The following is a 26,017-nucleotide window of genomic DNA, read 5'->3' as shown; positions in this document are numbered from 1 at the left end:
GGCAATGCGCCCGAAAATTTCGTCCTTGTGTCGCTTTACATCACGTTCATGTCCCATGCCGTCTTCGCTTGAATCTTCCGCTGGCACGCTTGCCGCAGCCAAGACGCGTTCGTCCGCCCGCCGGCTTTGGTTCGATCTGCATAGCTGGATTGGCATGAATCTATGCCTTCTGCTCAGCTTCATTTTCTGTACGGGGACGCTGGCGGTGGTGGCGACCGAGATCGATTGGCTGATCGAACCCGCCATGCGCGTGACACCCCAGGACCGCCAGGCCAGTTGGGGAGAAATGCTGGCGGCTGCGCAGCGGGAGCACCCTGGTTTGCGCCTGCGCAGCCTGGCCGCGCCACACGGCGAGCGCTTTGCCGCCGAAGCGCTGATGCGTCGGGACAATGGTGAGTTGTTGCGGGTGTGGGTGAATCCGCATACCGCGAAAGTGACCGGGCAATCGTCGTGGTGGAGCGCGCAGCGATGGCTGCGGGACACGCATCGCAACCTCATGCTGCCCCCGAAATATGGCGTGCCATTGGTCGCCCTTCTGTCGATTCCGCTCTTGTTGATGGTGGTCAGCAGTCTTTACATCTACAAGCGTTGGTGGCGCGGATTTCTGGCCTGGCCACGCAAGGGCAAACCGCGACTGACGTGGGGCGACGTGCATCGCCTGGCGGGCGTCTGGAGCCTCGGGTTCATGTTGCTCATCGGCTTGACCGCCTTTTGGTATCTGGTCGAATCACTGGGGGCGAAGGCGCCGCTCCCGCCGGCGATCGTGCAGCTCAAGGGCGCGGCCACGCACGCGCCGCTGGCCGCCCAGGACGTGGACAGGGCGATTTCTGCCGCGCAGGCGGCGTGGCCCGATCTGAAGATCTCCAGCGTGCGGCCAAGCCCAAATGGGAAGGCGCTGCTGTTGGAAGGGCAGGCAAACGGATGGCTGTTGCGTGAGCGCGCCAACGTCATCGGCGTGGAGATCGCCTCGGGCGCCATCCTGGGACGCAACGACGGGCAGGACATGAGTGTTCACCAGCGCGTCGGCGAGGCGGCCGACCCCATCCATTTCGGCACGTTCGGCGGCTGGCCGGTGCGGGCGTTGTGGTGCTTTTTCGGAATACTGTTGACCACGCTATCCCTGACCGGCGCGTATCTCTACGGCATCCGCATCGCCGAGTCGGCGCGCACCGCGCTCAAGCGCCGCGGTGCCCCGGCCGGCGCACCGCATTCCCGCGACCCGTCTGCCTGGGCGGCCGCGTGGCGCCGAATGGGCCGGTGGCGCTGGCTGGCCGGCGGCCTGCTCGGCATGTGGCTCGCGCTCGTGCTCATCCAGGCGCTGAAATGACGTCAAGGGCCGCGCGGCAGGCAGTTCAGTAGGCGGCGCGGTAAATGTCCAGCGCCTGGGCCTCATCAATCGGCAGCGGGTTGTTCATCAACAGGCGCTGCTGCGCCATGGCGGCGCTTGCCAGCGTGGGCAAGTCGGCTTCCGAGATGCCCACGGCGCGCAGCCCCTTCGGCAACTCGGCCTGGCGGATCAGGTCTTCCAGGAAGGCGATGAAGGCGGCCGCGCCGCTGGCGTCATCCGCGGCCGGCGGCAAGCCCACCGCCCGCCCCAGTTCCGCGTAGAGAGGCGCCGCGGCCTGCGCATTGAAGTGCAGCACGGCGGGAAGCACCAGCGCGTTCGACAGGCCATGCGGCACATGGAATATGCCGCCGATGGGGTAGGCCAGCGCGTGCACGCCACCGACGGGCGCATTGGCGAATGCCTGACCGGCCAGCATCGCGCCCAGCAGCATGTCCGAGCGCGCCTGCAGATTGGCGCCGTCGCGGCAAACGGTGATCAGGTTGGCGGACAGCAGCTTCAACGCCAGGATGGCCAGGTGATCGGACAGCGGATTCTTCAGGCGTTTGCTGGTGTAGGCCTCGATGGCGTGCACCATTGCGTCCACGCCGGTGGCGGCCGTGGCCGCTGGCGGCAGGCCGACCGTCAGTTCGGCATCCAGAAAGGCCGCGTCGGCATAGAGTTGCGGCGCGACCACGCCGCTCTTGGTGGTGGCGCCCGTGGTCACGATCGAGATCGGCGTGACTTCCGAGCCTGTGCCGGCCGTTGTCGGCACCTGAATCAGCGGCAAGCGCTGGCCTTGCACCTGGTTGACGCCGTACATGGCGGCCAGCGGCTGATCGCTCTTGCACAACAACGCCACCAGCTTGGCCACGTCCATGGACGAACCGCCGCCAAAGCCGATCACCACGTCGGCGTCGAACGCACGGGCGCGTTCGGCGGCCGCCTGGACGACGGCTTCGGGCGGGTCGGCGACCACATCGTCGATCACCAGCGTCTGCCAGCCGCTGGCGGCCAGGCTGTCCAGCGCCGGTTGCAGCGCGCCGCTGCGGTTCAGGAAGTTGTCGGTGACGAGCACCGCGCGCGCGCCGGCGTGGCGCTCGCGCAGCAGGGCGCCCAGGCGGCGAGCCAGGCCCGGTTCGACAAGAATGTGGGGGACGGTCTGAAATGAAAAGGCGGACATGGGATCAGGAGAATTCGTTGATGATGGTTTGCGCCACGTCTTCGAGCGACGATCGCGTGGCCATGGCGCGCCCCTGGATTCGGCGGTGCGCCTCGTTTTCGGTGATGCCTTCGCGCGCGATCAGCAGCGTCTTGGCGGTGGCGACCTTGCTGACCGCGGCGTAACGCCCTTCGAGCTTGCGCATGTGTGCCATCGTGGCGGCCTGCTGGCGCCAGGCGGTGCGCGCCAGCAGCAGCTGGGTCAGCAGGCCAAAAGGGCGGATCGGCCGTTCGATGACGCCGGTGCATCCGCTATGCAGCACCAGTTGCAGCGTGGCAGGGTTCTCGTACTCGACGATGCCGACCAGCGGCGGGCTCAGCGCATTCAGGCCATCGGCCAGCTTCTGGATGGCGTCGCGATAGTCTTCTTCGATGGGCAGAACGACCACGTCGGTATCGGTGCAGAGCGTATCGGGCAGCGGCCATTGCTGGGTCGGCACGCAGCCGATGCGTTTCAGATGCGACATCAACAGACGCGATTCGGCATCCTGCGGGTGCAGGACCAGCACGCGCAGGCCGTTCAGTTCGCGCAGCGCCGTGGTGCTGCGGCCGGGCCGGGTCAGGGAGGCGGTCACGGTAGCGCCAGGGCCTCGGGGTCGAGCGCGTGGTCCACGAGGTACGGCACCGGCCGCACCGCGGCCCGCGCGGCGTAGATGATCTTGAACTGGCGCTGCGCATCGATGCGCGCGATGCGCGGCCAGAGCGAGGTGTGCTGCGTGTCGCCATCGATGGTGACCAGGCCTTGGGGCGCTTCGAACTGGGCGCCGTCCAGGGCCTGAACCAGGTCGGGCACGGCCAGACCGCCCGCGCGGCGCGCGGCGTCGGCCACGAGATGGACCTGGGAGTAGGCGGCTTCGGCGCCTGCCGTGATCGGGCTGTCTTCGCCGAAGCGCGCATGGTAGGCCTGGGCGAACCGGCGGCTGGGCGCAGTGTCCAGGGACGCGAAGTAGGGCGCGGCCGTGATGTGGCCTTCGGCTTCTTCAGCGGTAAGCGCTGCCACGTCGGTCTCGTTGGTGGCAAGGCTGACGATGGGCATGCGCGCCGGGTCCAGGCCCAGCTCGCGGTACGCGCGGTACAGCTTGACGATGTCCCGGCCGACCATGGTCGAGTAGATGGCGTCCGGACGCAACGCCACGGCGCGCTTAAGGACATCGGCCAGGTCTTCCTGGGGCGCGTTCAGCGGCAGGTAGACCTCGTCGACCACTTCGCCGCCCGCCTGCTCGTAGAGCTCGCGCATGATGCGGTTCGACTCGCGCGGGTAGACGTACTGGCCGCCAATGAAGAGCACGCGGTTGCCGAAGTGGCGGATCACGTAACTGGCCAGCTGCACCGAGTTCTGGTTGGGCACCGAGCCGCCGTAGAAGCAATAGGGCGAGTACTCGAAACCCTCGTAGAGCGTGGCGTAGAACAGCAGCGCGCGGCGGCTTTCGACGACCGGCAGCACGGCCTTGCGGGTGCTGGACATATGGGTGCCGAAGATCAGCGGCACGCGCTCGCGGTCGCAGAGCCATTCGGCGGCTTGGCGATAGTCGGCCGGCTGGGCGCCCACGCGTGCGCTGACAGGAACCAGAGGCACCCCGCCGATGCCGCCGGCGGCATTGACCTCGTCGATGGCCAGCAGCGTGGCGTTTTCCTGGGTGATCTCGGTGGCCGCCGTCAAGCTCTCGTGCGAGAACAGCAGGCCGACCCGATGGCCGGTGGTGGCGGTCACAGCGATGTCCAGTCGAGCGATTGCTCGAAAGCATGGGCGGCGCGATACAGCGTCGTTTCGTCGAAATGGCGGCCCACCAGCATCATCCCGACGGGCAGGCCGTCGCGCAGGGCGCAGGGCACGGAGATGGCCGGATGGCCGGTGACGTCGAAGGGCGCGGTATTGGCGTTCATTTCAAGGGCGCGGGTCACGAAGAGGTCCGGGGCCGCGCCGGCATCGATGAGACGGGGCGCGCGCATGGGCACGGTCGGCATCAACAGCAGGTCGACGCGGTCCAAAGCCTGATCATAGGCCTGGCGCAGGCGGCGCGCGAGGTTTTGCGCCTTGCCATAGTACTGGCCGCCGTAGCGCGCGTAGAAGTATTCGCCGGCCAGCAGGCAGGTCTTGACGTCGTGCGGGAACTCGTCGGCGTGGTCGCGCCAGTGGCGTTGCGCCTGCATCAGGCCGGTCACGTACAGGCCCTTCCAGTTGGTGCCGTAATTGAAGCCTTTCATCTGCTGGGTGGTGCCCTCGACCGCGATCGGCGTCCAGATGGCATGGCCCTTGCGGTGCAGGGGCACCGGCAGCTCGATGACGTCGGCGCCCAGCGCGGCCATCTCCCGGGCTGCCTTGCGCACCGCTTCGTCCACCTCGCTTTCACTGTTTGCCCAGCCAAAGCCCTCGGGCACGACGCCAACGCGCAACCCCTTGAGCGGCATGTCCAACGCGTCGCGGTAGGACGGGCGCTTGGCGGGCAGGCCTTGCTGGCGCGGGTCCAGTCCGTCGGCGCCGGCGATGGCGTCCAGCAGCAAGGCGTTGTCAGCCACATTGGCGGTCATGATGCCGGCGTGGTCCAGCGTCATTTCGATCGGCATGATGCCGGTATAGGGAATGAGGCCGTGGGTGGGCTTCATGCCGTAGATGCCGGAGTAGGCCGCCGGAATGCGCACCGACCCGCCCTGGTCCGTGCCGATGGCCATGTCGGCTTCGCCGGCGCCGACCAGGGCCGCCGCGCCCGAGGACGAGCCGCCGGCAGAGTGCTCGGGGTTGCGCGGGTTGCGCACCGGGCCCGCGGCATTGGTATGGCTGCTGCCGGACACGCAGAAGTACTCGCAATGGGCCTTGCCGACAATGCGGCCGCCGGCATCCAGAATACGCGTGGCGACGGTGGCGTCCTGGTCGGGCACGTAGCCGCGCAGCGTGGCCGCGCCGTTCATCATGGGCACGCCGGCCAGGCAGACGTTGTCCTTGAGCACCACGCGCTTGCCCGCCAGCGGACCGCCGGGGCGGCCGTCGATCTCGGTGCGCACATACCAGGCGTTGAGCGGGTTGTCTTCGGGCTGCACGCCGGGCGTGCGCGGATAGCGCACCACCGGCGGCTGATCGATCAGCGCATCGACCTGATCGTATTCGGCAAACGTGGCCTCCAGAATGCTGCCGTAGGCGTGCAGCGTGGCATCGTCCAGATTCAGGCCGATGCGGCGCGCGGCCTGATCCAGCGCTTCCAGGGTGGGACGGGGAAGGGACATCTCGGATTCCGTATCAGGATTGCAGACCGCCGTAACGCCGGGCGATCTCTTGGGGTGTGGTGGTGGCGGTGGGAACGTCGGCGATCAGCTCGCCTTTTTCCAGCACCAGGATGCGGTCGGACAGCGCGCACAGGAAGTCGATGTCCTGTTCGACCAGCAGGATGGCGATGCCATGCGAGGCGCGCAGCGTCTGCAAGGCCTCGACGATCTCATCGCAGATAGACGGCTGGATGCCTTCGGTGGGTTCGTCCAGCAGCATCAGCTTGGGTTCGCCGCACAGGCAGCGGGCCAGCGCCAGCAATTGCTGTTCGCCGCCCGACAGGCTGCCGCCGGGACGATCGAGCAGCCTTTGCAGACGCGGAAAGACCTTCAACACCGAGGCGATCATGGCATCGGCGCCGCGCAGGTTCTTCACGCAGCCCATGCGCAGGTTTTCAGCCACGCTCAGCGCGGGGAAGATCTGCCGGCCTTGCGGCACGAAGCCCAGGCCCTGGCGCGCGCGCGCATGCGGGGCAAGCGCGCCGATCTTCCGGTCGGCCAGCGTCAGGTCGCCGCCGGTGAGCGGCAGCTCGCCCATCAATGTGCGCAACAACGTGGTCTTGCCCATGCCGTTGCGGCCCAGGATGCCGGTGAATTCCCCGGCGGCCATGCTGAAGCTCACGCCATGCAGCACCGGGATGCGGCCGTACCCGGCCTTCAGGTCACGCGCCTGGAGCATGTGTCTCTCCTTGCTTGCCCAGATAGGCGGCACGCACTTCGGCATGCGCCATGATGTCGTCGAAGCTGCCTTCGGCCAGCACTTCGCCCTGGTTGAAGACCGTGATGCGGCCGGCGATCAGCCGGATAAAGGCCATGTCGTGCTCGACCACGACCACGGTGCTGTGGCGGTTGATGGCGCCAATCAGGTCGGCTGTCTTGCGCACCTCCTGGTGCGTCATGCCGGCTGCCGGTTCGTCCAGCAGCACCAGCTCGGGCCGTGACGCCAGGATCATGCCAAGCTCGACCCATTGCCGTTGGCCGTGGGCCAGCGCGTTGACCGGCGTGCCGGCCACCGCGTCCAGGCCGATTTCCGCCAGCACCTGGGCGGCGATCTCGTCCGGCACGCCCTGCGCGCGCCGCGCCGCGGCCAGGCGCAGGTTCTCGCGCACGTCCAACCCTTCGAAAACGCTGGGCACCTGGGTCTTGATGCCGATGCCCAAACGCGCCACTTCGTGCGTGGCCAGCCCGCGCAGGGGGCGCCCCTTGAAGCGGATCTCGCCGCGGCTGGGCTGCAACTGGCCCGACAGCATCTTGAAGAACGTGCTTTTGCCGGCGCCGTTGGGGCCGATCAGGCAGCGCACTTCACCGCGTTCCAGCCGGAAATCGACCTCTCTGACGGCGTGCACGCCACCGAAGCTCACGCCCAGGCCCTGGGTTTCCAACAGCAGCGTGCTCATGTTTGCTCCTTGGCCGGCCGCACCATGCGGCGGCACGCGTCGAGCACCGTCGGGGCCAGGCCGCGCGGGATCAACAGAACGAAGAGAATCAGGATGACGCCCAGCACCAGGCCGGTGTCGACGGTGTGCTGCGCGCCCAGTTGCGTGACCATGGCTTGCAGCGCCACGCAGGCGATGATGGGGCCGATCAACGTGCCCCGGCCGCCGACGATCACCCAGATGATGATCTGCGCCGACTGCGACAGGCCGAACACGCCAGGGCTGACGAAGGCGCCCCAGTTGGCGTAGAGCATGCCGGCAAGGCCAGCCAGCGCGCCGCCCAGCGTGAACGCGGCCAGCTTGTACAGGCTGGCGTTGTAGCCCAGCAGCAGCGCGCGCTGCTCGTTTTCACGGACGGCGGCGACCACGCGGCCAAAGCGCGAGGCCATGACGGCGCGCAGGCCGAAGTACGCCGCGATCAGGATCAGCGCGGCCAGCGTGAACGTGCCTTCGGGCGACAGGGGTTCGGCCGCGCCCGGCAGCGTCAGCGGCGGAATGGACGGAATGCCATTGAATCCGCCCAGCAGCGCCTGGCCGATGCGATAGCTGTCGCCCGAGGTCGAATTCATCAGGTTGAACAGGATCAAGGTCACGGCCAGCGTGATGACGCCCAGATAGACGTCGCTGATCTTGCCGTAGAACATGAAGTAGCCCAGCAGGGCGGCAAAGGCTGCCGGCACGGCGACCGCCAGGGCCATAGCGGCAAGGCCGGGGCCGAAGTTGAAGGCGCCGATCGCCCAGGCGTAGGCGCCCAGGCCAAAGAAGGCGGCCTGCCCGAAGCACAGGATGCCGCCGTGCCCCCAGACGAACGCCAGGCTCAGGGCCAGCAACGCCATGACGAGGTAGACCGTCATGGACAAGAGGCTGAACATGTCGACGACGGTGGGCAACAGGATCGCGGCGGCGACGGCCGCGGCGCCCAGCGCCAGAGAAATCACAGGTACACGCATCAGATCGCTCGCTTGAAGAATCGGCCGGTGATGCCTTGCGGCAGCAGACGGATCAGCACGATGGCGGCCAGCAGCAAGGCCACCTGGCCGTAAACCGGCGTGGCAAGAAAGGTCACGCCCTGGCTGATGGCGCCGAAAAATCCCGATGCGCTTACCGTGCCGGCGATGACGGCGCTGCCGCCGCTGATGACGGTGATGAAGGCCTTGGCGATATAGGCCGCGCCGATGGTCGGGATGACGCCGGTCAGCGGGGCGAGCACGGCGCCCGCCAGACCGGACAAGGCGGCGCCCAGACCGAAGGTCATCTTGTAGACGCCATTGGGGTTCATGCCCAGCGCATTGGCCATCGCGGCGTTCTGCATGCAGGCGCGGGCGCGCAGGCCGAAATCGGTAAAGCGCAATAGGCACCACAGCGCCACCATGACGCCGGCGGCCAGCGCAATCAGAAAGAGCGTGTAGCCGCTTGCCTGGCGCGCGCCGATCGTGATGCCGCCCAGGGGCGAGGAAATGCCGACCGTGGTGTTGCCAAAGACCATCGTGGCCAGGCCGATGACGGCCAGCGACAGTCCCCAGGTCGCCAGCATGGTGTCGATCATGCGGCCGTACAGATGGCGCACCAGCAGGTGCTCGACCAGCACGCCGAAGACGCCGACGATCAAGGGGGCCAGCACCAGCATGGAGATCCAGATCGGCACGCCCCACTGGTTGGTGGCAAGGATGGCGACGTAGCCGCCCAGCATCATGAACTCGCCGTGGGCGAGGTTGATGATCTTCATCATCCCGAACACCACCGCCAACCCGACGCTCAACAGCGCCAGGATGGCGATCGCACCCAGGATATCGATGGCATAAATGGCAACGAGATCCATGGAACGCTCAGAACTTGATGGCGTATTGACGGTTGTCCGCCGGGTTCTTGATCAGGTCGCAGACCGCCGCGGTGTCGCCGGGCTGCTGCTGCGGGAAGCTCTCGACCAGATTGAGCTTGCGGTCGCGCACTTCGGCGATGTGAACGTCCAGCGTGCAGTGGTGGGTGGCCGGGTCCAGCGACACGCGGCCGCTCGGCGCATCGATGGCGATGCCCGATTCCAGCGCTTCGATGACCTTCATGCGGTCCAGCGAACCCGCCTTGCGCACGCCTTCGGCCCACAACATGAAGCCTTGATAGGCGCCCATGGCCAGTTCGGTGATGTAGGGATAGTCGGCGCCGTAGCGGGCATGGAAGCGCTTGACGAAGTCGGCGTTGGCCGCGCCGGGCAGCTCTTGCAGGTAGTTCTGGCAGACCAGGAAGCCATTGCATTCCTCGGGCGAGAGCACGATGTGTTCATTGCCGCCGGCAAAGGTGGTCGAGGCGAGCGGGATCTTGCCCGTCATGCCGGTGGCCTTCCATTGCCGGTAGAACGACATGTGCGCGCCGCCCACCAGACCCGACCAGATGAAGTCGGGCGAGGCGGCCTGGATCTTGGAGATGGCGGCGCCGAAATCGGTCACATCCAGCGGGAAGAATTCCGTGGCGACGGTCTTGCCGCCCACGTCGGCCGCGTACTTGCGCACCCAGTTGGACACGATCTGGCCGTAGTTGTAGTCCGCGGCCACGATGTACACCTTCTTGCCCCAGTTCTTGACGGCGTAGGGGGCGAGCTTCTGCACGGTCTGCGCGGGCGTCACGCCGGCCGCGAAGTAGTTGCGATCGCAGACACCGCCTTCGTACTGGTTGTTGTAGAAGTACAGGGTGCGATAACGGTTGAGCACCGGACGCACGACCTCGCGCGAGGCCGACGTGATGCCGGCGTGGACCACGGCGGCCTTGTCGCGCAGCGCGGCCTGCTGCGCGAACTGCGCATACAGCTGCATGTTCGACTGCGCGTCATAGGCGATGAAGTTGATCTGCCTGTCCAGCAGGCCGCCCTTGGCGTTGATTTCCTCGGCCGCGAATCGCAGCGCGTCCATCACCGGCTTGCCGTAGATGTCCAGGCCCCCCGACAGATCGTAGATGGCGGCGACGTTGATTTTTTCCTCGCCGGCCGCAAAGGCGCGCGAGCCCGCCAGCCCCATCAGGGTGGCGGAGGCGGCGGTGGCAGCGGTGGACGAGAGGAACTGGCGGCGGTTCATGCTCATGTTGATGGCCCCTTGAGCGCTTGCGGCGCGCACGGTCTGACGCCCGGCGCAAAGTGCAGGGACGAGCAGAGGCCGACGCCGAAAGTCGCGTAGACGTGTATAGGTGTGTGGGTATGCCGAGAACCCGGCAGGATGTCGACGCCGTTGTCGACGAGAAAAACTGAGCGGCCTTGCGGGCAGTTGCGCCTTTGGAACTTGCCGAGCCGGCCTTCAATGCGTGAAGGCAGGGCAAATTCTAGGGGAAGGGCAAAGTCCAGGCTAGCCCCGGGATTTCCCTAGGGGCTGGCGCAGGTTCGGCGTTTCGCGTTGCGTTGGGCCTGGCGTTAGCGGCGCCCCGGCAGCATGCGCGCCAGCGTATTGTCCTGCAGGATGTAGTGGTGAAACAGCGCCGCGGCGGCGTGCAGGCCCACCAGAAAGTAGCCGGCCGTCGCCAAGGTTTCATGCAGTTCCTTCAGCTGGCTTGCCAGCGCCTTGTCCGCGCCTACCAAGGCGGGCATCTCAAGGCCGAACAGCGGAATGGTCTTTCCGCCCGCGCTCAGCGTCAGCCATCCGAGAATCGGCGTGGCGATCATGAAGGCATACAGGGCGTAGTGCATCAGCCGGGCAAGCACCTCCTGCCAAGTCGGCATCGGCGGCCGGACGGCAGGCGCGGCGCCGGCGGCCACGCGGATGCCCAGCCGCAAGACAACCAGCCCGATCACGCACAGCCCCAGCGAGAAATGCAGCGCCTTGACGTTGTTGTAGAGATCGGTGCCTTTCGTGGCCAGGCCGCGCAGCTCCATGCAGGCGTAGACCAGGGCCAGCACGATGAGCATGAGCCAGTGCAGCGCGATGACCAGGCCGCCAAACTGTGTATCGGTGTTCTTGATTGCCATGAGGATTCCTTATTTTCAGGACTGCTGCGCAATGGTGGGCGTGATGCCGGACGCACCCTGATCGGAACTTGCCGGCGCGCCGGTGCGCCGCCAGGGGTCGACGTGGGTCATCAGATTCAATACACGGTGCCGCTGCATGACCCGGTGGCGGGCCTCGACCGCGATCTTGTGCCCTTCGTCCACGGTCAACGCCGCGTCGATTTCCAGGTGGGCATCGGCCAGAATCATGTCGCCCATTTTTCGGGTCCGCAGGTCATGCACGCCTTGAACGCCGGCGGTATCCAGCAAGGTCCGGCGTATGGCTGCGGTTTCGTCTTCGTCGGCCGCACGGTCCATCAGATCGTGCAGGGCATCCCACCCAAAATTCCAGCCCATTCTTGCCACCATGAACCCCACGATGGCGGCGGCCACGGGATCCAGGATAGGGTAGCCGAGCAGGTTGCCGACGATGCCGATGCCGACCACCAACGAGGAAGCGGCATCCGAGCGCGCATGCCAGGCATTGGCCACCAGCATGCTGGACTTCACACGCTTGGCCACAGCGAGCATGTAGCGGAACAGGATTTCCTTGGCGACCAGGGCGGCGCCCACGACCCAGAGGGCAATGCCATGCACCTGCGGGATCGCGCCGGGCTGCTCCAGCTTGCTGATTGCCGCCCAGAGCATGCCGCCGCCCACGAGCAGCAGCAAGATGCCCAGCGCAAACGACGCCGCGGTCTCGTAGCGGTAATGCCCATAGTGATGACCGGCATCGGCTTCCTTCTGGCTATGCCGGTTGGCAAGCAGCACAATGAAGTCTGCGACCAGATCTGAAAGCGAGTGAATGCCGTCGGCTACCAAGCCTTGGGATTTCGAGAATATGCCCAGGATGATCTGGGCGGTCGCAAGCGCCACATTGACGCCCACGCTGACCCATGTGCTGCGGGAGGCGGCGGCAGCGCGCTCTGCCGGCGTGTGTTCGTTATCTTCGGGGGCGTCGGGCGCGGGCCGAAGGGGTGTCATGGGTACAGCTCCGATGCTTGGTGTTTGCGATGGGATATTTGGGCGCCCAGCATAACGGCCCGACCTTAACGCAGGATGAATGCCGCCGGAATGATTCGCGCTCTGGCGTTGAGCGAGTCTTACAGTCCTTCCAGGCGCGTCAACGTCAGCGCCGCCTGCTCACGCACCGCGGCCTGCGCCTCCTCGGGAAGGTCCTGCCATCGCCGGTACACCATGGCAAGGCGCCGGTTGTCCTCAAGCTGCGATCTGTGGCGCGCAAAGAAATCCCAGTACAGGGCGTTGAACGGACAGGCGCGTTCGCCCGTCTTCTGTTTCTTGTCGTACGGACACGCGTGACAGTAATCGCTCATCCGGTCGATGTATGACGCGCTGCTGACATAGGGTTTGGTGCCCAGCAAGCCCCCGTCGGCAAACTGGCTCATCCCCACTGTGTTGGGCAGCTCGACCCATTCGAACGCGTCGATGTAGACGCCCAGATACCAGCGGTGCACCTCGGCAGGGTCCAGGCCGGCCAACAGCGCGAAGTTGCCGATGACCATCAGGCGCTGGATATGGTGCGCGTAGGCGTTCTCCAGCGAATTGCCGATGGCGTCGCTCATGCAGCGCATGCGGGTCTGCCCGGTCCAGAACCAAGCCGGCAGCGGGCGCGTGTGCCCCAACGCGTTGCGCGTCTCGTACCCCGGCATGTGCGCCCAATACACGCCGCGGACATACTCGCGCCATCCCAGGATCTGCCGGATGAAGCCTTCAACGGCCGCAAGGGGAGCTTGTCCCGTTTCGTAGGCGGCCTGCGCCTGCCGCACCAGCTCGGCGGGGTGCAGCATCTTCGTGTTCAGGGCGAACGACAACTGCGAGTGAAACAGGCGCGGATTGCCCGCGCTCATGGCGTCTTCGTAGGCCCCGAAGTTGGGCAGCGTGTGCTGGATGAAATGGTCCAGCCATTCAAGCGCCTGCGCGCGATTCAACGGCCAGCGGAACTGATCGGCCTGCGGATTTCCAAAGCTCTGCACGCCTGCCTGACAGATCGTCTCCCATAACGCGCGATGGTCGTGCACCGGCCGGACGTCGGGCGGCAGCGGCGGGGTGCCGGGCCAGGGCTTGCGGTTGTCGTGATCAAAGTTCCATCGCCCGCCCACTGGCTCGCCAGTTGCATCCATCAATACGCCGTGACGCCGGCGCATATGGCGGTAGAACGTCTCCATGAGCCAGCTCTTGCGGGGGCCGAAGAATCTGGCCACTTCATCACGCGTCGTATGGAAATGCTCGCTGTCGGCCTGCTGCACGGAGAATGCCTGCGTCGCACTCCAGGCGCCAAGGACCTGGCTGACCCGCCATTCATCGGGTTGCTGGTAGACCAGTTCGCGGGCGCCGTAGTGCGCCATCAGCGCAGCCAGATTTTGGGTGATGTCCTGCCGGTTGCTGGGGTTGTCGATCGCGACATACCTGACGCGATGTCCCGCCTTGCGCAGATGGCGCGCGAAGTCGCGCATGGCGGCGAATATCGCCAGGATTTTTTGCGCGTGGTGCAGCACGTAGTCCGTCTCTTGACGCACTTCCATCAGCACATACACCACGTCTGGATCGGTCCGGGCGAACCAGCTGTGCAGCGGGTTCAGCTGGTCGCCGAGAATCAAGCGCAGGGTGTGCGCGCCAGCGCCTTTGGATGTCATGGCGCGCGACGCGGCATCAGGAAGCCGGTTCCAGCGGCGGCTGTTCGCGATCCTGGCTGACCCAGATGAACGCGTCGGTGTCCACGCCCAACGCCTTGGCGCGGCTCAGGATGTCGTCGCGCGTCTGCGCATTCAGTGTCTTGTCGCGCGCGAGGATCCAGGCATAGCTGCGATCCGGGCCCACCACCAGTGCCCAGCGATAATCCGGATCCAATGCGGCCACATGGTAGCCGCCATAGAAGGGGCCGAAGAACGACACCTTCAGAGAAGCTACCGAGGGGTCTCCCGTGAAGCGGGCCAGCCCCTCTGCCGAACGCCAATCGCCTTGCGACCCCTTGGCCGGGTCGAATCCGCGGTTCACGACGCGCACGGTGCCGTCATCCTGAAGCGTGTAGTGCGCGGTGACGTCCGTCATGCCGCGTTCGAAACGGTGGTCCAGCCGCGCGATTTCGAACCAGCGGCCTTCATAACGATGCACGTCGAAGTCGCCCACGGGCGTCACGCCTTTGGGCGGCGTGGTCGCGGCACAGCCATACAACGTCAAGCCCAATAGTCCCAACGCCAACCACGGCGCGACGCGCCGCAACGGGTGGGTGAAACGACGACCGGCTTCTGCATGGCGCATGGCAAACCTCCGCTGAATTTGAGTCCTGGAAATTATATTTGCGCGGTTTCCGGGCCATGCTTGCGGTTCGGAAAAAATGGAAACAAATCTTGGTGCGCGAGTTTCGGCTCCGCTTCAGTGGGAAAGATCGCGGCCATCGGCCGCTGAAGTTGAACGTGATTTCAGAACTGATACTCGAACCGCGCATACCCCGCTTGCGCCGACGCGTGCCCGGTATTGATCAGCGCGTCGTAACCCACCGAGATCGACGTGGCCTTCGAGGGGCGAAAACCGATGCTCGCGCCGCCCGTGACGTAATTGCGCGGCAGCGCGACGCCGGGCGCGGCGAAGCGGGTGCCGTCCTGCGACAGGACGGTGACCTGCCGGCTCGTGCCCATCAGTTCCCGCGCATAGCCCACGCGCAACTGGGCATCGACGGCGCGTTCTCCCTCGCCGAACGTCTTGTCCAGCTTGAGCATCACGTAGGGCTGAAGACTGCGCGCGGTGTCGGAATCGACGCTCAGGTTCTGCGCCGAGGCGCCGCTTTCGGTGAAGCTTGCGCCCCGGAAGAAGGCGTAGCGCAGCCCGGCGGCGGGCGTCAGCGTGATACTGCCCACGCGCATCGGCACGGCGGCCTGGGTGGCGGCCGAGATCTCGTGCCCGATGTGATCGCCTTGCGCGGTGCCAGACGCGCCAAACGGGCGCTTCTGCGACAGGAAGTCCAGGCCATAGCCGAGCGTTGCCGACACGGTGACCGGTCCGAAGTCGCGGCCGCCATAGAGGGCCAGGCGCACGGTGTCGGTGGCGCCGGAGCTGCCCGTCTCGTCTTCGTCGAGCGACGTATGCGCGTAGCCGCCGGCCAGGCCCACGGTGTAGTCGCCGACGCGCCGGTCGCTGCCCGCCAGAAAGCCGAACTGGTTTGCCTTGAAGCCAGGCTGCCCGTCGTCGGCGTGCAGGCGCGTGCTGGACCCGGTGGCCTCGATCCAGGCGCCGCGCGCGGCCGGCTGCGTCTGCGGCGAGGGCACGAAGCGGCCGAGCAGCGTCGCGTTGACCGATTGCGCGCGCATGATCGCCGCCGTGCCAAGCGCGGTGTAGATGCTGGTGTTGGTGGGAGCGACGATCACGGAGCCAGGGGCGTCGGGGGAGAACAATTGCAGGCCGACCTCGTTTGCGCCGTAGGTGACCGACTGGTTGAGCGTGGACAGATCCGCGCCGGCGGACGTGGTGCTGGTCACCGTGGCAAAGGTGCCGTTGACGCCGTTGGCGGCCGAAAGCAGGGTATAGCGGCGCGCCGTATAGGTGCCGGGCGCGTAGACGATCGACAGGCCGCCGTCCAGGGTGGCGGCGCCACCGACGCGCAGCAGCGAGCTTTCCAGCGGATTGACCTCGATGGACAGCGTCGCGTTGCTGGCCTGGGTGTAGTTGCCGCCCACGCTCAACGTGCCGACCGACCCGCCTGGCATGACGATGCCCTGGTTCAAGAGGCTGCCGGCGATCGTGCCGTGACCCTTCAACGTGCCCTGGGCCCCCACGGCCACGTTGCCGCCGAGCAGCGCGGTGTCGTGGTTGGCATCGCCCACGGCCAGCGTGCCGCCGTCCACCCGCGTGAGGCCGGCGAAACCGCTGCTGTCGCCGTTCAGTGTCAGCATGCCGGCGCCTTGTTTGGCGAAGACGCCAGAGCCGTTCAATGCGCCGTCAAACGTGCTGTCGGCCGGCGAATCCAGCGTCAACGTGCTTGTGCCGAGTTGCAGGCGCGTGCCCGCCCCGCCGGCCAGCGCGGTCATCCGCTGCGCGCCGGCGCCCGACACATCGAGCGCGGCGCCCGGGCCGGCCAGCACGACGTTCGACGCGGACGACAGGCTGCCCGTGACGGCAAGCGTGCCGCTGTTGATGGTGGTGGCGCCCGTGTAGTTGTTGGTGCCCGCCAGGACCTGCGTGCCGCCGTTAAGCGTCAGGCCGCCCGTGCCGGCAATGGCCCCCGAGAAATTGCCCGCCGCGTTCGTCAGCGTAAGCGTGCGCGCGCCGAGCGCCACGTTCCCCGAGCCGCTCAGGCTCGTTACCGACGCGCCCGCCGCCGTGCCCGAGATATCCAGCGTGCCTAGGTTCGTGATCCCGTTGGAGGCTGCGATGCTGCCCGCGCCGTTGATGGCGAGCGTGGCGCCCGGGCTGATCGTGGTTGCGCCGGTATAGGTGTTTGCGCCGGTGAGCGTTTGCGTGCCGCCTCCCACCGTCAGGCCGCCCGTGCCGCCAATGCTGCCGCCGAAGGCGCTCGCCGCGTTGCTGATCGTCAGGGTGCGGCTGCCCAGCGCGACCGCGCCGCTGCCCGACAACCCCGTGACTGATGCGCCCGCCGCGGCGTTGGAAATATCGAATGTGCCGTTGTTGACGACGACATTGGAGGCCGCGGCGCTGCCGTTGCCCGTCAGCGCCAGCGTGCCGCCGTTGATCGTGGTCGCGCCGCTGTACGTGTTGTTGCCGGTCAGCGTCTGCGTGCCGGCGCTCAGCGTGATCCCGCCCGTTCCGCCAATGGCGCCCGCATAGGTGCCCGCCGCGTTCGTCAGGGTCAGGGTGCGCGAGCCGAGCGTGGTGATACCTGCGCCTGTCAGGGCCGTGATGGATGCGCCCGCCGTGGTGCTGGAAATATCGAACGTGCCGTTGTTGATGACGCCACTGGAGGCCGCGAGGCTGCCGCTGCCTGCCAGCGCGAGGGTCGCGCCATTGCCGATGTCGGTCGCACCGGTGTAGATGTTGACGCCCGAGAACGTCTGCGTGCCGCCCGCCACCGTGAAACCACCGGCGCCGCCGATCACGCCGCTGAAGTCGCCAGCGGCGCTGTTCACGGTCAGGGACTGGGAGCCCAGCGCGATGACGCCGGTGCCGGACAGCGCCTTGAGCGAAGCGCCTGCGGCGGTGCCAGAGATTTCGAACCGGCCATTGTTGACCAGCCCCGACGAGGCCGCGATGTTGCCGTTGCCCGTCAGCACCAGCGTGCCGCCATTGATCGTGGTCGCGCCACTGTACGTGTTGTTGCCGGTCAGCGTCTGCGTGCCGGCGTTCAGCGTGATCCCGCCCGTTCCGCCAATCGAACCCGCATACGTGCCCGCCGCGTTCGTCAGCGTCAGGGTGCGCGAGCCAAGCGTGGTAGCGCCAGCGCCAGTCAGGGCTTGGACGGAAGCGCCCGCCGTGGTGCCGGAAATGTCGAACGTGCCGTTGTTGATGACGCCGCTGGAGGCCGCGAGGCTGCCATTGCCTGCCAGCGCGAGGGTCGCGCCATTGCCGATGTCGGTCGCACCGGTGTAGATGTTGACGCCCGAGAGCGTCTGCGTGCCGCCCGCCACCGTGAAGCCACCCGCGCCGCCGATCACGCCGCTGAAGTCGCCAGCGGCGCTGTTCACGGTCAGGGACTGGGAGCCCAGCTCGATGACGCCGGTGCCGGAAAGCGCCTTGAGCGAAGCGCCTGCGGTGGTGGCGGAGATATCGAACCGGCCATTGTTGACCAGCCCCGACGAGGCCGCGATGCTGCCGTTGCCCGTCAGCGCCAGCGTGCCGCTCGTGATCGTCGTGGCGCCCGTGTAGCCGTGGACGGCCGACGTTGACAGCGTGCCTCCCATCGCGGTCACGCCGCCAAATCCGGAAATGGTGCCCGTCAGCGTGAGGGGGGCCGTGCTGGTGTTGAAGGAGACTGCGGATGCGGCGTCGGTCAGGATCACGGCATTGCCGAGAGATAGGCCCTGGTGTGCCGGGTTGATCTGGGCAGATGCGCCGGCGGCTATGACCAGGTCGCCTAAAAGCGTGGAGCCCGAGAGCAGCGTGAGCGAGTTGCCCGAGCCCTCAAACTGGATGGCAGCCGCGCGCGTGCCGTTGGCGACGCCGCCAACGATGGTGCCGGCATTCGTGATGTTGGTAAAGCCGTGCGCGATCACGCCTGCGCCCGCCGCCCCGCCGTTGCTGCTGCCGCCGGTGATCGTGCCCGCGTTCAGTATGGTGCTGTAGCCTCCCGCGAAATTGACGCCGGCGCCGCCGTCACCGCCGGTTCCGTTGCCATTGGCGCCTGTGCCGCCCGCACCGCCTGCACCGCCGTTTATCTCGCCAAGGTTGAGGATGGAGGAGCCAGTGCCAAACACCACCAGCCCATCGCCTCCGCCACCGCCACCCCCGCCAAAGCCGCCCGGCCCGCCCGCGCCGCCGCCGCCGCCCTGGAGCAGCCCGTGCGACGTGAGATTCGCGCCAGTGGTGATCGATATCATCCCGGCGCCGCCACCGCCACCGGCGCCCGCATTGCCTACGGCACCATTGGACGTGGTGCCCCCGGCACCTCCGGCGCCGCCCGACATGGCGGCATTGACATCGATCGTCGCCTCGGTCCCGCTGTAGTACAGCCCGGTGCCCCCACCGCCGCCGCCGCCGCCAAAGTTGGTGCCGTCTGCGCCCGCGTTGCCCGCGGCTCCGCCGAAGCTTGTGTTTACGCCGACGTTGGTGGACGAGAGAGCCAGGCCGGTGGCACCGCCGGCAGCGTTGCCGCCCGCATCGCCCGCGGCGCCGCTGCCGCCGCTGCCGTTGGCGCCTGGCGCGCCGCCGGGAACCGTCACCGTGACGTTATTGGCGTCGAGCTCGCTTGAGCCGCCGCCCTGACCGTTGCCCGCCCCGCCGTTGCCGCTGCGTCCCGGGTAACCCGCGCCGCCGGCCGCGCCGCAGGCGCTGGCATCGCCGGGTGCGCACCCGGCGGCCCACACGGAAGGTAAAGCGCAGGTCAGGCCGAGCATCAAGGCGATCTGCCTGGCCCTGTGCGCGGCGCGGGGAAGGGAGCGCCGTGGTGTCCCGCAATGTGTCGCGCTGCCTGGGACCGAGGATCTGGATGAAGCGATTTCGGGCGCGACCTGCATCATTTGCAAGGCCTGATTCCAGACGAGCCGATAGCTGCGGTTCATCGTTGCTTTCCCTTTGCGCGCCCATTGGTCGGCCGGCCCGGAGCCGGCGTTCGCTGACAACTGAGGCAGCGCTGATTCATTGATGGTGGTGGATCCGGGCGGCGATCCTCCCGAGTGCTCGGGTACGACAGGTCGACATGCCGCCTACGGCATTCGCATGAGGCGGTCGGACTATATCACCGGGCCGCCGGTCGTCATTCGCGGAATTAAGCCCAATTTTTGAGGCAATTCGATGCGGACCGGTTCGCGACGATCGCATGGCGGCGGGGCAACAGGCGGGCGGCTTGAAGTGCAACAGCGCTGTGCAAAGGCAAGCGTCACTGGTAAAAAACGTCCGGAGCAGAATCAATCAGAAAACTTATGCGGCCCGTTGTTACGGCTCGCACCGAGGGGAAGACGATGGGAAAGCCGACCGCAAAGCGACCTTTGCGAGCCAGGGCCACTGTTGTTGGGGCGCTGGAACCACGCCGTTCGCTGCCACGTCCCCCGGACTGGCGTGAGATGCTCTCCGTCACTGCCGTGGGGCTCGTCATGGCGCAGCCCGCCGTCGCGGCATTGAGTTGTCCTTCGGTCGACACCAACCCTGCCAATTCCACCACCTGCACCATTTCGTCCAGCCAGGGCGGATCGGGTGCACAGGTCAGTGTCGTCAACACCGCCAGCGCCGGCACCGGCGACAACGTCGGCGGCTATGGCGGCAACTACACGGTGGTCAACAACGGCGCCGTGTTGCAGCCGAGCGTCCCGCAGGGCGGCATCTTCGTTCGCCTGACGGGCGGCATGGGGTCCAGCGACACCAGCAACAATGCGACGAACGGCGGCAACGGCGGCACCATCACCATCAACAACAACGGCGGGACAATCACCGTTCAGAACGCGCCGACCTCCAGCACCCAAGGCAGCGGTCCTGGCATCTGGGCGGATTCGGGCGCGCAGTTCGGGATCTACGGCGTGTCGGTCGGGGGGATCGGCGCCAATGCCAACGAGACGGTGATTGGCGGGGGCAACGGGGGCCAGGGGGGCGATGGCTCTGCCGTCACCATCACCAATAGCGGCAACGTCAGCGTCTTGAACCTGCCCTATGGCGGCGTGGGCCTCTACGGCGCCAGCATCGGCGCGACGGGCGGGAACCAGGACAATGCGGCGACCGGCGACCAGGTCGGCGGCAACGGCGGCGGTAGCAATATCGTCAATATCTCGAATTCCGGGGCCGTGTCGGTCACCGGTTCCACGTCGCGCTATGCATGGGGTGTCGGCGCGGAATCCATCAGCGGCAGTGGCGGGCTTGACAACGGTAGCGGTTCCAGCGGCGGCGCGGTCAATTATTCGAATCCGACGATCATCACGAATACGGGCTCCGTTACGGTGAACGTCAACGGGACGGCCCTGAGCAGCGTGCGCGGCCTGTATGTCCTGAGCCAGGGCGGCAACGGCACGACGTCCGAGGACGGCAGCGACAACGGCGGCACCGGCGGCCAGTTTGGCGCGATGACGGTGGTGAACTCGGGCCAGGTGTCCGTGTCCAGCACCTCGACCGTGCAGCCCGCGAGCCTGTCGAAGGTGTCCGGCGGGATCGTTGTGATCGGGCTGGGCGGCAATGGCGGCATGGGTCCGCAGACGATCACCAACACCAGCGGCGAAATCGGCGGATACGGCGGCGGCAACGGCAATACGACCACCACGGTCACCCTGAACAGCGGGTCGTCGGTCACGACATCGGGCGACTACCTGCCTGGCGTCAACGTGATCACGCAGGGCGGCAACGGCGGGGCAGGACGCGAGGACAGCAATGGGGCGGCCGGCGGCAACGGCGGCACGGTGAACGTCACCCTGAGCGGCAATGCCACCATCCGCACCAATGGCGTGCAGTCCACCGGCATCTCGGCCAGCAGCCTGGGCGGCGCGGGCGGAGGGGTGGAGACCAGCAGCGGCATCATCGACTTCACGCCCGAAAACGCCGGCAGCGGCGGGGCCGGCGGCGCGGTGACGGTGACAACCACCGGCGGCTCCATCCAGACTTCCAACAACTATTCCATTGGTATCCTCGGCCAGTCGATGGGGGGCATTGGCGGCACGACCACGTCCAACTTCGAACTGTTCGGCAATGCTGGCGCGGATGCGGGGATTGGCGGGGCCAGCGGCTCGGTTTCCATCAACAGCCAGTCCTCGATCACGACCACCGGGCAGTCCTCGCACGGCATATCGGCGCAGTCCATCGGCGGCGGCGGCGGCACGGCGGGCGTCAGCAGCGGCATCGTTGCATTGGGCGGGGCGGGCGGCACGGCGGTCTCCGGCGGCACGGTCACGATCAACCAGTCCGGCACATTGACCACGGGCGGAACGTCGGCCATCGGGATGCTGGGCCAGTCCATCGGCGGCGGCGGCGGAGATGGCGGCGCGGCCAGCGGGGTTGCCGTGATCGGCGGGCAGGGGGGCGGCGGCGGCAACGGCGGCTCGTCCACTGTCGGCCTGAACGGCTACACCTTGACCACGGGCGGCGACCATGCGTACGGCATCGTGTCTCAGTCCATCGGCGGCGGCGGGGGAACCGGCGGGGCAGCCTCCTCCTACGACGCCGGCGTGGGCTTTGCCATGTCCGTCGCGGTGGGCGGCACCGGCGGCAGCGGCGGTGCGGGCGGGAGCGCGGCGGGCAACGTGTCCAACGCAACCTTGACGACCGGTTCGTCGGGCACCACGAATGGCGATGCGCACGGCGTGGTCGTGCAGTCCATTGGCGGCGGCGGCGGGGCGGGCGGCGCGTCCGTCGCCAAGGCCCTGGCGATCGCGGTGCCAGACGAGGACGCGTCCTTTGGCGTCGCGGTCACGTTTGCCATGGGAGGTTCCGGGGCTTCGGGCGGCGCGGGCGGCACCGCGTCGTCGGCCATCAACAATTCCATCCTGACCACGTATGGTCCCAATTCGCAAGGCGTCCTGGTGCAATCGATCGGCGGCGGCGGCGGGCTGGGCGGCAGCGCATCGGCCCTCTCGACGGTAGTCGGCACCGGCGATTCCGTCGGCGGCACGGTTCAGTCGTCGGTGGGGGGCAGCGGCGGATCGGGCAGCTACGGCGGCAACGCCACGCTCAGCCTGGCGAGCAGTTCCATCACCACGTGGGGAGACTCCGCGAATGCGCTGGTGCTGCAAAGCATTGGCGGCGGCGGCGGCGCGGGCGGCGTGGGTTCCGCTACGGGACGCAGCCCCAATGTGGATGCCAACGTGTCGATCACGGCCAACGTGGGCGGGGTCGGCGGCTCGGGCGGACAGGGCGGCACGGCGTCGCTGACCGTCAATCCGGCCAGCACCATCATCACGCACGGCGATGGGGCGCGCGCCGTGCTGGTGCAGTCCATCGGCGGCGGCGGCGGGGCGTCGCAAGGCGGCCAGGTCGGGCTGGCCGTCAATAGCGAAAGCGAGGACAGCACGACCGACGTCAGGGGCACCGTGTCGGTTGGCCGCGGCGGCACCGGCGGGGGCTATGGCGGCGCCATCAACCTGAACAGCGATGGCAATGTCACCACCTATGGCGCCGATGCCGACGCGCTGCTGGTGCAGAGCATCGGCGGTTCGGGCGGGCTGGGCGGCGCGGTCGGCGGCACCAGCCAGAACAATTCATCCGACGCGCTGGACGACGCCGGCACGACCTACCAGTTCAACGTCTCGGTGGGCGGCAATGGCGGCGCAGGCGGCAATGGCGGCGCGATCGGCACGACGTCCAATGCCGCGAGCATCGGGGCATCCACGAACACGTACGGGGATTACGCGGACGCCGCAGTCCTGCAATCCATCGGCGGCGGCGGCGGCGCGGGCGGCGCATCGACCGCCTCGTCCAGCATTTCGTCGTCCAACGTGTCGATTTCGGTGGGCGGCTCCGGGGGAAGCGGCGGGGCGGGCAACAGCATCGTCGCCTTCCTGAACGGCAACGGGACCAATAGCTTCAACACGGCCGGCTATGGCGCGATGGGCATTGTCTTGCAGTCGATCGGCGGCGGCGGCGGCATGGGCGCCACGGGATCGCCGCTGGCAAACGGCTCGCTGCGGGCCGGCGCGACCGGCGGCAGTGGTGGCGCGGGCGGCAGCATCACGGTCACGAGCGGCAGCTACGCGGCCATCCAGACCACCGGCGACAGCGCCTACGGCCTGGTGGCGCAGTCCATCGGCGGGGGCGGCGGCATTGCGATGGCGGGCAGCACGGCATCGGCCGCGAATCCCGGCAGCCAGCGATTCAACCTGCACGCGGGCGGCGCGGGCGTGGCCGGCGCGGGCGGCACAGTCAATCTGTCCACCGGCCTTAATCTGAACACCCATGGCGATCGGGCCATCGGTGTCATCGCGCAATCGATCGGCGGGGGCGGCGGCATCGTGACCTCCGGCACGGCGACCGGCGTCGGAACGACGGTGCTGGGTGGCGGGAACGCCAATGCCAGCGCCGTGAACGTGGATCTGCGCTACACGCTGGCCACGCATGGCGCGGGCGCGCACGGCATCGTGGCGCAGTCCATCGCGGACGGCGGGGGCATCCTGGGCGACACCACCAAGCTGATCACCACCAACCCGGCCGGATTCCTGCCGACCGCGTTCAGTTCGGGCACCGCCGGCAACGTGACGGTTTCCTTTGACGGCAATCTGACGACCGCGGGCGCCAATGCCTACGGCATCATCGCGCAGTCGATCGGCGGGGGCGGCGGGCTGGCTGGCGGGCCGCAGGCCGGCTTTGCCGGGTCGGTCAGCAGCGCCACGGGCAATGCAGGCAGCGTCACCGTGAACCAGAGCGGGACGCTCAGCGTGACGGGTTCGGATGCGACGGGCATCATGGCGCAAAGCCAGGGCGGACAAAGCGAGCAGGGCGTCACGGTCAACATCAGCGGCAGCGTGGCGGGCGGCTCCAACACCGGCAAAGGCGTGTGGATACTGAGCGGCCGGGACAACGTGGTCAACGTCAACGCAGGCGGTTCGCTCAGCGCGCTGTCCGGCACGGCGTTGACGTTCAACGGCGATTCGACCACGGCGGCGGGGTCTTTCCTCACCATCAACGACTACGGCACCATCTCCGGCAACGTCTATTGCGGCAACGGCGATTCCTCCAATGCCTGCAACTACTACGTGCAGTCCGGCGGCGTGGCCAACGCGGCCACTGCGTATCAGGCCAACGTCATCAACTCGGGCCTGGTCGTGATCGGCTCGCCGGGCCAGTTCCAGACCCTGACCGTCAGCGGCAATTTCAGGCAGTCCGCCAGCGGCGTCCTGCGCGCCGACGTGGACTTCGACCAGATGCGTGCGTCGCAGATGGTGGTGCAAGGCAATGGCGATCTGAATGGCAATGTCGACGTGCTGGCCGCCGCGCTGATGCCGAACCGCGAGCTGACGGTCCTGACGGTTCAGGGCGATTCGCAAGGCAGCGTGGGCGCCGTCGACAGTCCGGTCTTCGATTACGCCACGCGCCAGGTCGGCCAGTCCACTCGGATCCGCGTGGCGGCCGCCGACTTGAACGCGCCGTCGATGCAACTGAAGGCCAACCAGCGCCAGGTCGCCGATCAGCTTCAGCGCATCTGGGATGCAGGCGGCAATTCCGCCCTGGCGCCGCTTTTCGGGCAGCTGGATCAGGCTTCGCGCCAGGGGGCAGGCACGTATCGCGACCGCGTGTCCAACCTGTCGCCGGGCGTGACGAGCGCGCCGGCGGCGCAATCGGCCGCAAACCTGGGTCATTTCACGGGCGCGATGATGTCCTGCCCCACGTTCACCGGGGTCGACGCCTTCTCGGGCGAGCAGAACTGCTACTGGGGCCAGGTCACGGGCCGCGCCACCAGCCAGGACGGCAGCAAAGGCACGGCTGGCTTTGACTACGACACGGTGACCTACCAGATTGGCGGGCAGCGCGAAGTCAGTCCGGGCTGGTTCGTCGGCGGCTCAGTGGCCTACGAAAGCAGCAAGGTGCGCGCCAACGACGGCAGTGTGCGCGGCGATGGCGACAGCGGCTACGCCGGCATGGTCGTCAAGCGCCAGGAAGGGCCGTGGGTGTTCTCGGCGGCGGTCGGCGGCGGTTATGGCGGTTATCGCATGGACCGCAACATCGACATCGCGGGATACCAGGACACCTTGACCAGCCGCCCAGATGTCTATGGCTTCAATGCACGTTTGCGCGCCGCCCGCACCTTCGCCTTCGAGAGTGTGTACGTGAAGCCGTACCTGGACTTCGACGCCAGCTATACCCGCATGCCGGGCTACAAGGAATCGGGCGCGAATCCGCTGGCCTTGTCGGTGGACAGCAGCGACCAGGTCATCCTGGGCCTGTCGCCCATGATCGAGTTCGGCGGACGCGCCAAGCTGTCCAACGGCGCGATGCTGCGGCCGTTCGTGTACGCCGGCGTGTCGTTCCTGTCCAAGGACGATTGGACGACCACCTCACGCCTGCGCGGGGCGCCCGCCGGCACGGGATCGTTCGATACGTCGCTGCCCATCGACGATGTGGTGGGCAAGGTGGGGGCGGGGCTGCACGTCATGCGCGCCGCGGGGGTCGATTTCCGGCTTCAGTACGACGGCCAGTTTTCCGAGAACGTGCGCAGCCACAGCGGCACGTTGAAGGTCATGGTGCCGTTCTGAGGCCTGCGCCAACTTCGGTTACGCTCTGACGCTG

At 67.3% G+C, this 26,017-nt stretch carries 16 protein-coding genes and 1 pseudogene; 2 read left to right on the top strand and 15 right to left on the bottom strand.

Annotated features, from left to right (window positions below; translation table 11 throughout):
• The first annotated feature begins 4 nt into the window (after window positions 1-4).
• Complete coding sequence (locus HV786_RS05170; RefSeq protein ID WP_420809625.1) at window positions 5-1,327, top strand: PepSY-associated TM helix domain-containing protein; 1,323 nt, start codon at window positions 5-7, stop codon at window positions 1,325-1,327.
• A 25-nt stretch (window positions 1,328-1,352) separates the two neighbouring features.
• Here HV786_RS05170 and HV786_RS05165 read toward each other — a convergent pair whose 3' ends face one another.
• The 15 genes and pseudogenes from HV786_RS05165 to HV786_RS27555 form a co-directional block, all read right to left on the bottom strand.
• Window positions 1,353-2,507: an iron-containing alcohol dehydrogenase gene (locus tag HV786_RS05165; RefSeq protein WP_062839648.1), complete on the bottom strand. Its 1,155-nt coding sequence runs from the start codon at window positions 2,505-2,507 to the stop codon at window positions 1,353-1,355.
• Window positions 2,508-2,511: 4 nt separating this feature from the next.
• The gene (locus tag HV786_RS05160; protein ID WP_056325766.1) at window positions 2,512-3,120 is read right to left on the bottom strand and encodes an ANTAR domain-containing response regulator; all 609 of its coding nucleotides are present in this window, start codon (window positions 3,118-3,120) and stop codon (window positions 2,512-2,514) included.
• Window positions 3,117-4,256: a transporter substrate-binding domain-containing protein gene (locus HV786_RS05155; RefSeq protein ID WP_128830195.1), complete on the bottom strand. Its 1,140-nt coding sequence runs from the start codon at window positions 4,254-4,256 to the stop codon at window positions 3,117-3,119. The genes HV786_RS05160 and HV786_RS05155 overlap by 4 nt, the downstream gene beginning before the upstream one ends.
• Window positions 4,253-5,764, bottom strand: a complete 1,512-nt coding sequence (locus HV786_RS05150) for an amidase (protein WP_128830196.1) — start codon at window positions 5,762-5,764, stop codon at window positions 4,253-4,255. Before HV786_RS05150 ends, HV786_RS05155 begins: the two co-directional genes overlap by 4 nt.
• 13 nt (window positions 5,765-5,777) lie before the next feature.
• On the bottom strand, window positions 5,778-6,482 hold the full coding sequence (locus HV786_RS05145) for an ABC transporter ATP-binding protein (protein ID WP_128830197.1): 705 nt from the start codon (window positions 6,480-6,482) through the stop codon (window positions 5,778-5,780).
• Window positions 6,466-7,200: an ATP-binding cassette domain-containing protein gene (locus HV786_RS05140; RefSeq protein WP_128830198.1), complete on the bottom strand. Its 735-nt coding sequence runs from the start codon at window positions 7,198-7,200 to the stop codon at window positions 6,466-6,468. Before HV786_RS05140 ends, HV786_RS05145 begins: the two co-directional genes overlap by 17 nt.
• On the bottom strand, window positions 7,197-8,189 hold the full coding sequence (locus HV786_RS05135; protein WP_175210205.1) for an ABC transporter permease subunit: 993 nt from the start codon (window positions 8,187-8,189) through the stop codon (window positions 7,197-7,199). The genes HV786_RS05140 and HV786_RS05135 overlap by 4 nt, the downstream gene beginning before the upstream one ends.
• Window positions 8,189-9,058: an ABC transporter permease subunit gene (locus HV786_RS05130; protein ID WP_056325781.1), complete on the bottom strand. Its 870-nt coding sequence runs from the start codon at window positions 9,056-9,058 to the stop codon at window positions 8,189-8,191. The genes HV786_RS05135 and HV786_RS05130 overlap by 1 nt, the downstream gene beginning before the upstream one ends.
• 7 nt (window positions 9,059-9,065) lie before the next feature.
• Window positions 9,066-10,307 (bottom strand): urea ABC transporter substrate-binding protein, encoded by a 1,242-nt coding sequence (locus HV786_RS05125; protein WP_128830199.1) that lies wholly within the window; start codon window positions 10,305-10,307, stop codon window positions 9,066-9,068.
• A gap of 323 nt (window positions 10,308-10,630) precedes the next feature.
• Window positions 10,631-11,182 (bottom strand): cytochrome b, encoded by a 552-nt coding sequence (locus HV786_RS05120; RefSeq protein ID WP_128830200.1) that lies wholly within the window; start codon window positions 11,180-11,182, stop codon window positions 10,631-10,633.
• A 15-nt stretch (window positions 11,183-11,197) separates the two neighbouring features.
• Window positions 11,198-12,184, bottom strand: coding sequence for a cation diffusion facilitator family transporter (locus HV786_RS05115; protein ID WP_128830201.1), 987 nt, complete (start codon window positions 12,182-12,184; stop codon window positions 11,198-11,200).
• Between the two features lie 119 nt (window positions 12,185-12,303).
• On the bottom strand, window positions 12,304-13,854 hold the full coding sequence (locus HV786_RS05110) for a cryptochrome/photolyase family protein (RefSeq protein WP_128830202.1): 1,551 nt from the start codon (window positions 13,852-13,854) through the stop codon (window positions 12,304-12,306).
• A gap of 16 nt (window positions 13,855-13,870) precedes the next feature.
• Complete coding sequence (locus HV786_RS05105) at window positions 13,871-14,479, bottom strand: lipocalin family protein (RefSeq protein ID WP_128830203.1); 609 nt, start codon at window positions 14,477-14,479, stop codon at window positions 13,871-13,873.
• Window positions 14,480-14,640: 161 nt separating this feature from the next.
• Complete coding sequence (locus HV786_RS05100; protein WP_420809627.1) at window positions 14,641-19,221, bottom strand: autotransporter domain-containing protein; 4,581 nt, start codon at window positions 19,219-19,221, stop codon at window positions 14,641-14,643.
• A gap of 42 nt (window positions 19,222-19,263) precedes the next feature.
• Window positions 19,264-19,386, bottom strand: a pseudogene (locus HV786_RS27555) (ESPR domain-containing protein); the annotation flags it as partial.
• A gap of 501 nt (window positions 19,387-19,887) precedes the next feature.
• On the opposite strand from HV786_RS27555, the gene HV786_RS05095 reads away from it, so the two are divergent.
• The gene (locus HV786_RS05095) at window positions 19,888-25,983 is read left to right on the top strand and encodes an autotransporter outer membrane beta-barrel domain-containing protein (RefSeq protein WP_175210192.1); all 6,096 of its coding nucleotides are present in this window, start codon (window positions 19,888-19,890) and stop codon (window positions 25,981-25,983) included.
• Window positions 25,984-26,017: the final 34 nt, after the last annotated feature.

It is taken from the genome of Achromobacter mucicolens (genome assembly GCF_902859725.1).
Taxonomy (GTDB): domain Bacteria; phylum Pseudomonadota; class Gammaproteobacteria; order Burkholderiales; family Burkholderiaceae_B; genus Achromobacter; species Achromobacter mucicolens.
This window is presented reverse-complemented; position numbering and strand designations above follow the sequence as displayed.

What these genes read in the sequence shown, in the direction of transcription:
- HV786_RS05170 (WP_420809625.1), top strand. Translation starts at nt 5, where the DNA reads ATGCGCCCGAAAATTTCGTCCTTGTGTCGCTTTACATCACGTTCATGT.
- HV786_RS05120 (WP_128830200.1), bottom strand. Translation starts at nt 11,182, where the DNA reads ATGGCAATCAAGAACACCGATACACAGTTTGGCGGCCTGGTCATCGCG.
- HV786_RS05095 (WP_175210192.1), top strand. Translation starts at nt 19,888, where the DNA reads ATGCTCTCCGTCACTGCCGTGGGGCTCGTCATGGCGCAGCCCGCCGTC.
- HV786_RS05145 (WP_128830197.1), bottom strand. Translation starts at nt 6,482, where the DNA reads ATGCTCCAGGCGCGTGACCTGAAGGCCGGGTACGGCCGCATCCCGGTG.
- HV786_RS05130 (WP_056325781.1), bottom strand. Translation starts at nt 9,058, where the DNA reads ATGGATCTCGTTGCCATTTATGCCATCGATATCCTGGGTGCGATCGCC.
- HV786_RS05110 (WP_128830202.1), bottom strand. Translation starts at nt 13,854, where the DNA reads ATGACATCCAAAGGCGCTGGCGCGCACACCCTGCGCTTGATTCTCGGC.
- HV786_RS05100 (WP_420809627.1), bottom strand. Translation starts at nt 19,221, where the DNA reads ATGCTCGGCCTGACCTGCGCTTTACCTTCCGTGTGGGCCGCCGGGTGC.
- HV786_RS05105 (WP_128830203.1), bottom strand. Translation starts at nt 14,479, where the DNA reads ATGCGCCATGCAGAAGCCGGTCGTCGTTTCACCCACCCGTTGCGGCGC.
- HV786_RS05135 (WP_175210205.1), bottom strand. Translation starts at nt 8,189, where the DNA reads ATGCGTGTACCTGTGATTTCTCTGGCGCTGGGCGCCGCGGCCGTCGCC.
- HV786_RS05140 (WP_128830198.1), bottom strand. Translation starts at nt 7,200, where the DNA reads ATGAGCACGCTGCTGTTGGAAACCCAGGGCCTGGGCGTGAGCTTCGGT.
- HV786_RS05115 (WP_128830201.1), bottom strand. Translation starts at nt 12,184, where the DNA reads ATGACACCCCTTCGGCCCGCGCCCGACGCCCCCGAAGATAACGAACAC.
- HV786_RS05150 (WP_128830196.1), bottom strand. Translation starts at nt 5,764, where the DNA reads ATGTCCCTTCCCCGTCCCACCCTGGAAGCGCTGGATCAGGCCGCGCGC.
- HV786_RS05165 (WP_062839648.1), bottom strand. Translation starts at nt 2,507, where the DNA reads ATGTCCGCCTTTTCATTTCAGACCGTCCCCCACATTCTTGTCGAACCG.
- HV786_RS05125 (WP_128830199.1), bottom strand. Translation starts at nt 10,307, where the DNA reads ATGAGCATGAACCGCCGCCAGTTCCTCTCGTCCACCGCTGCCACCGCC.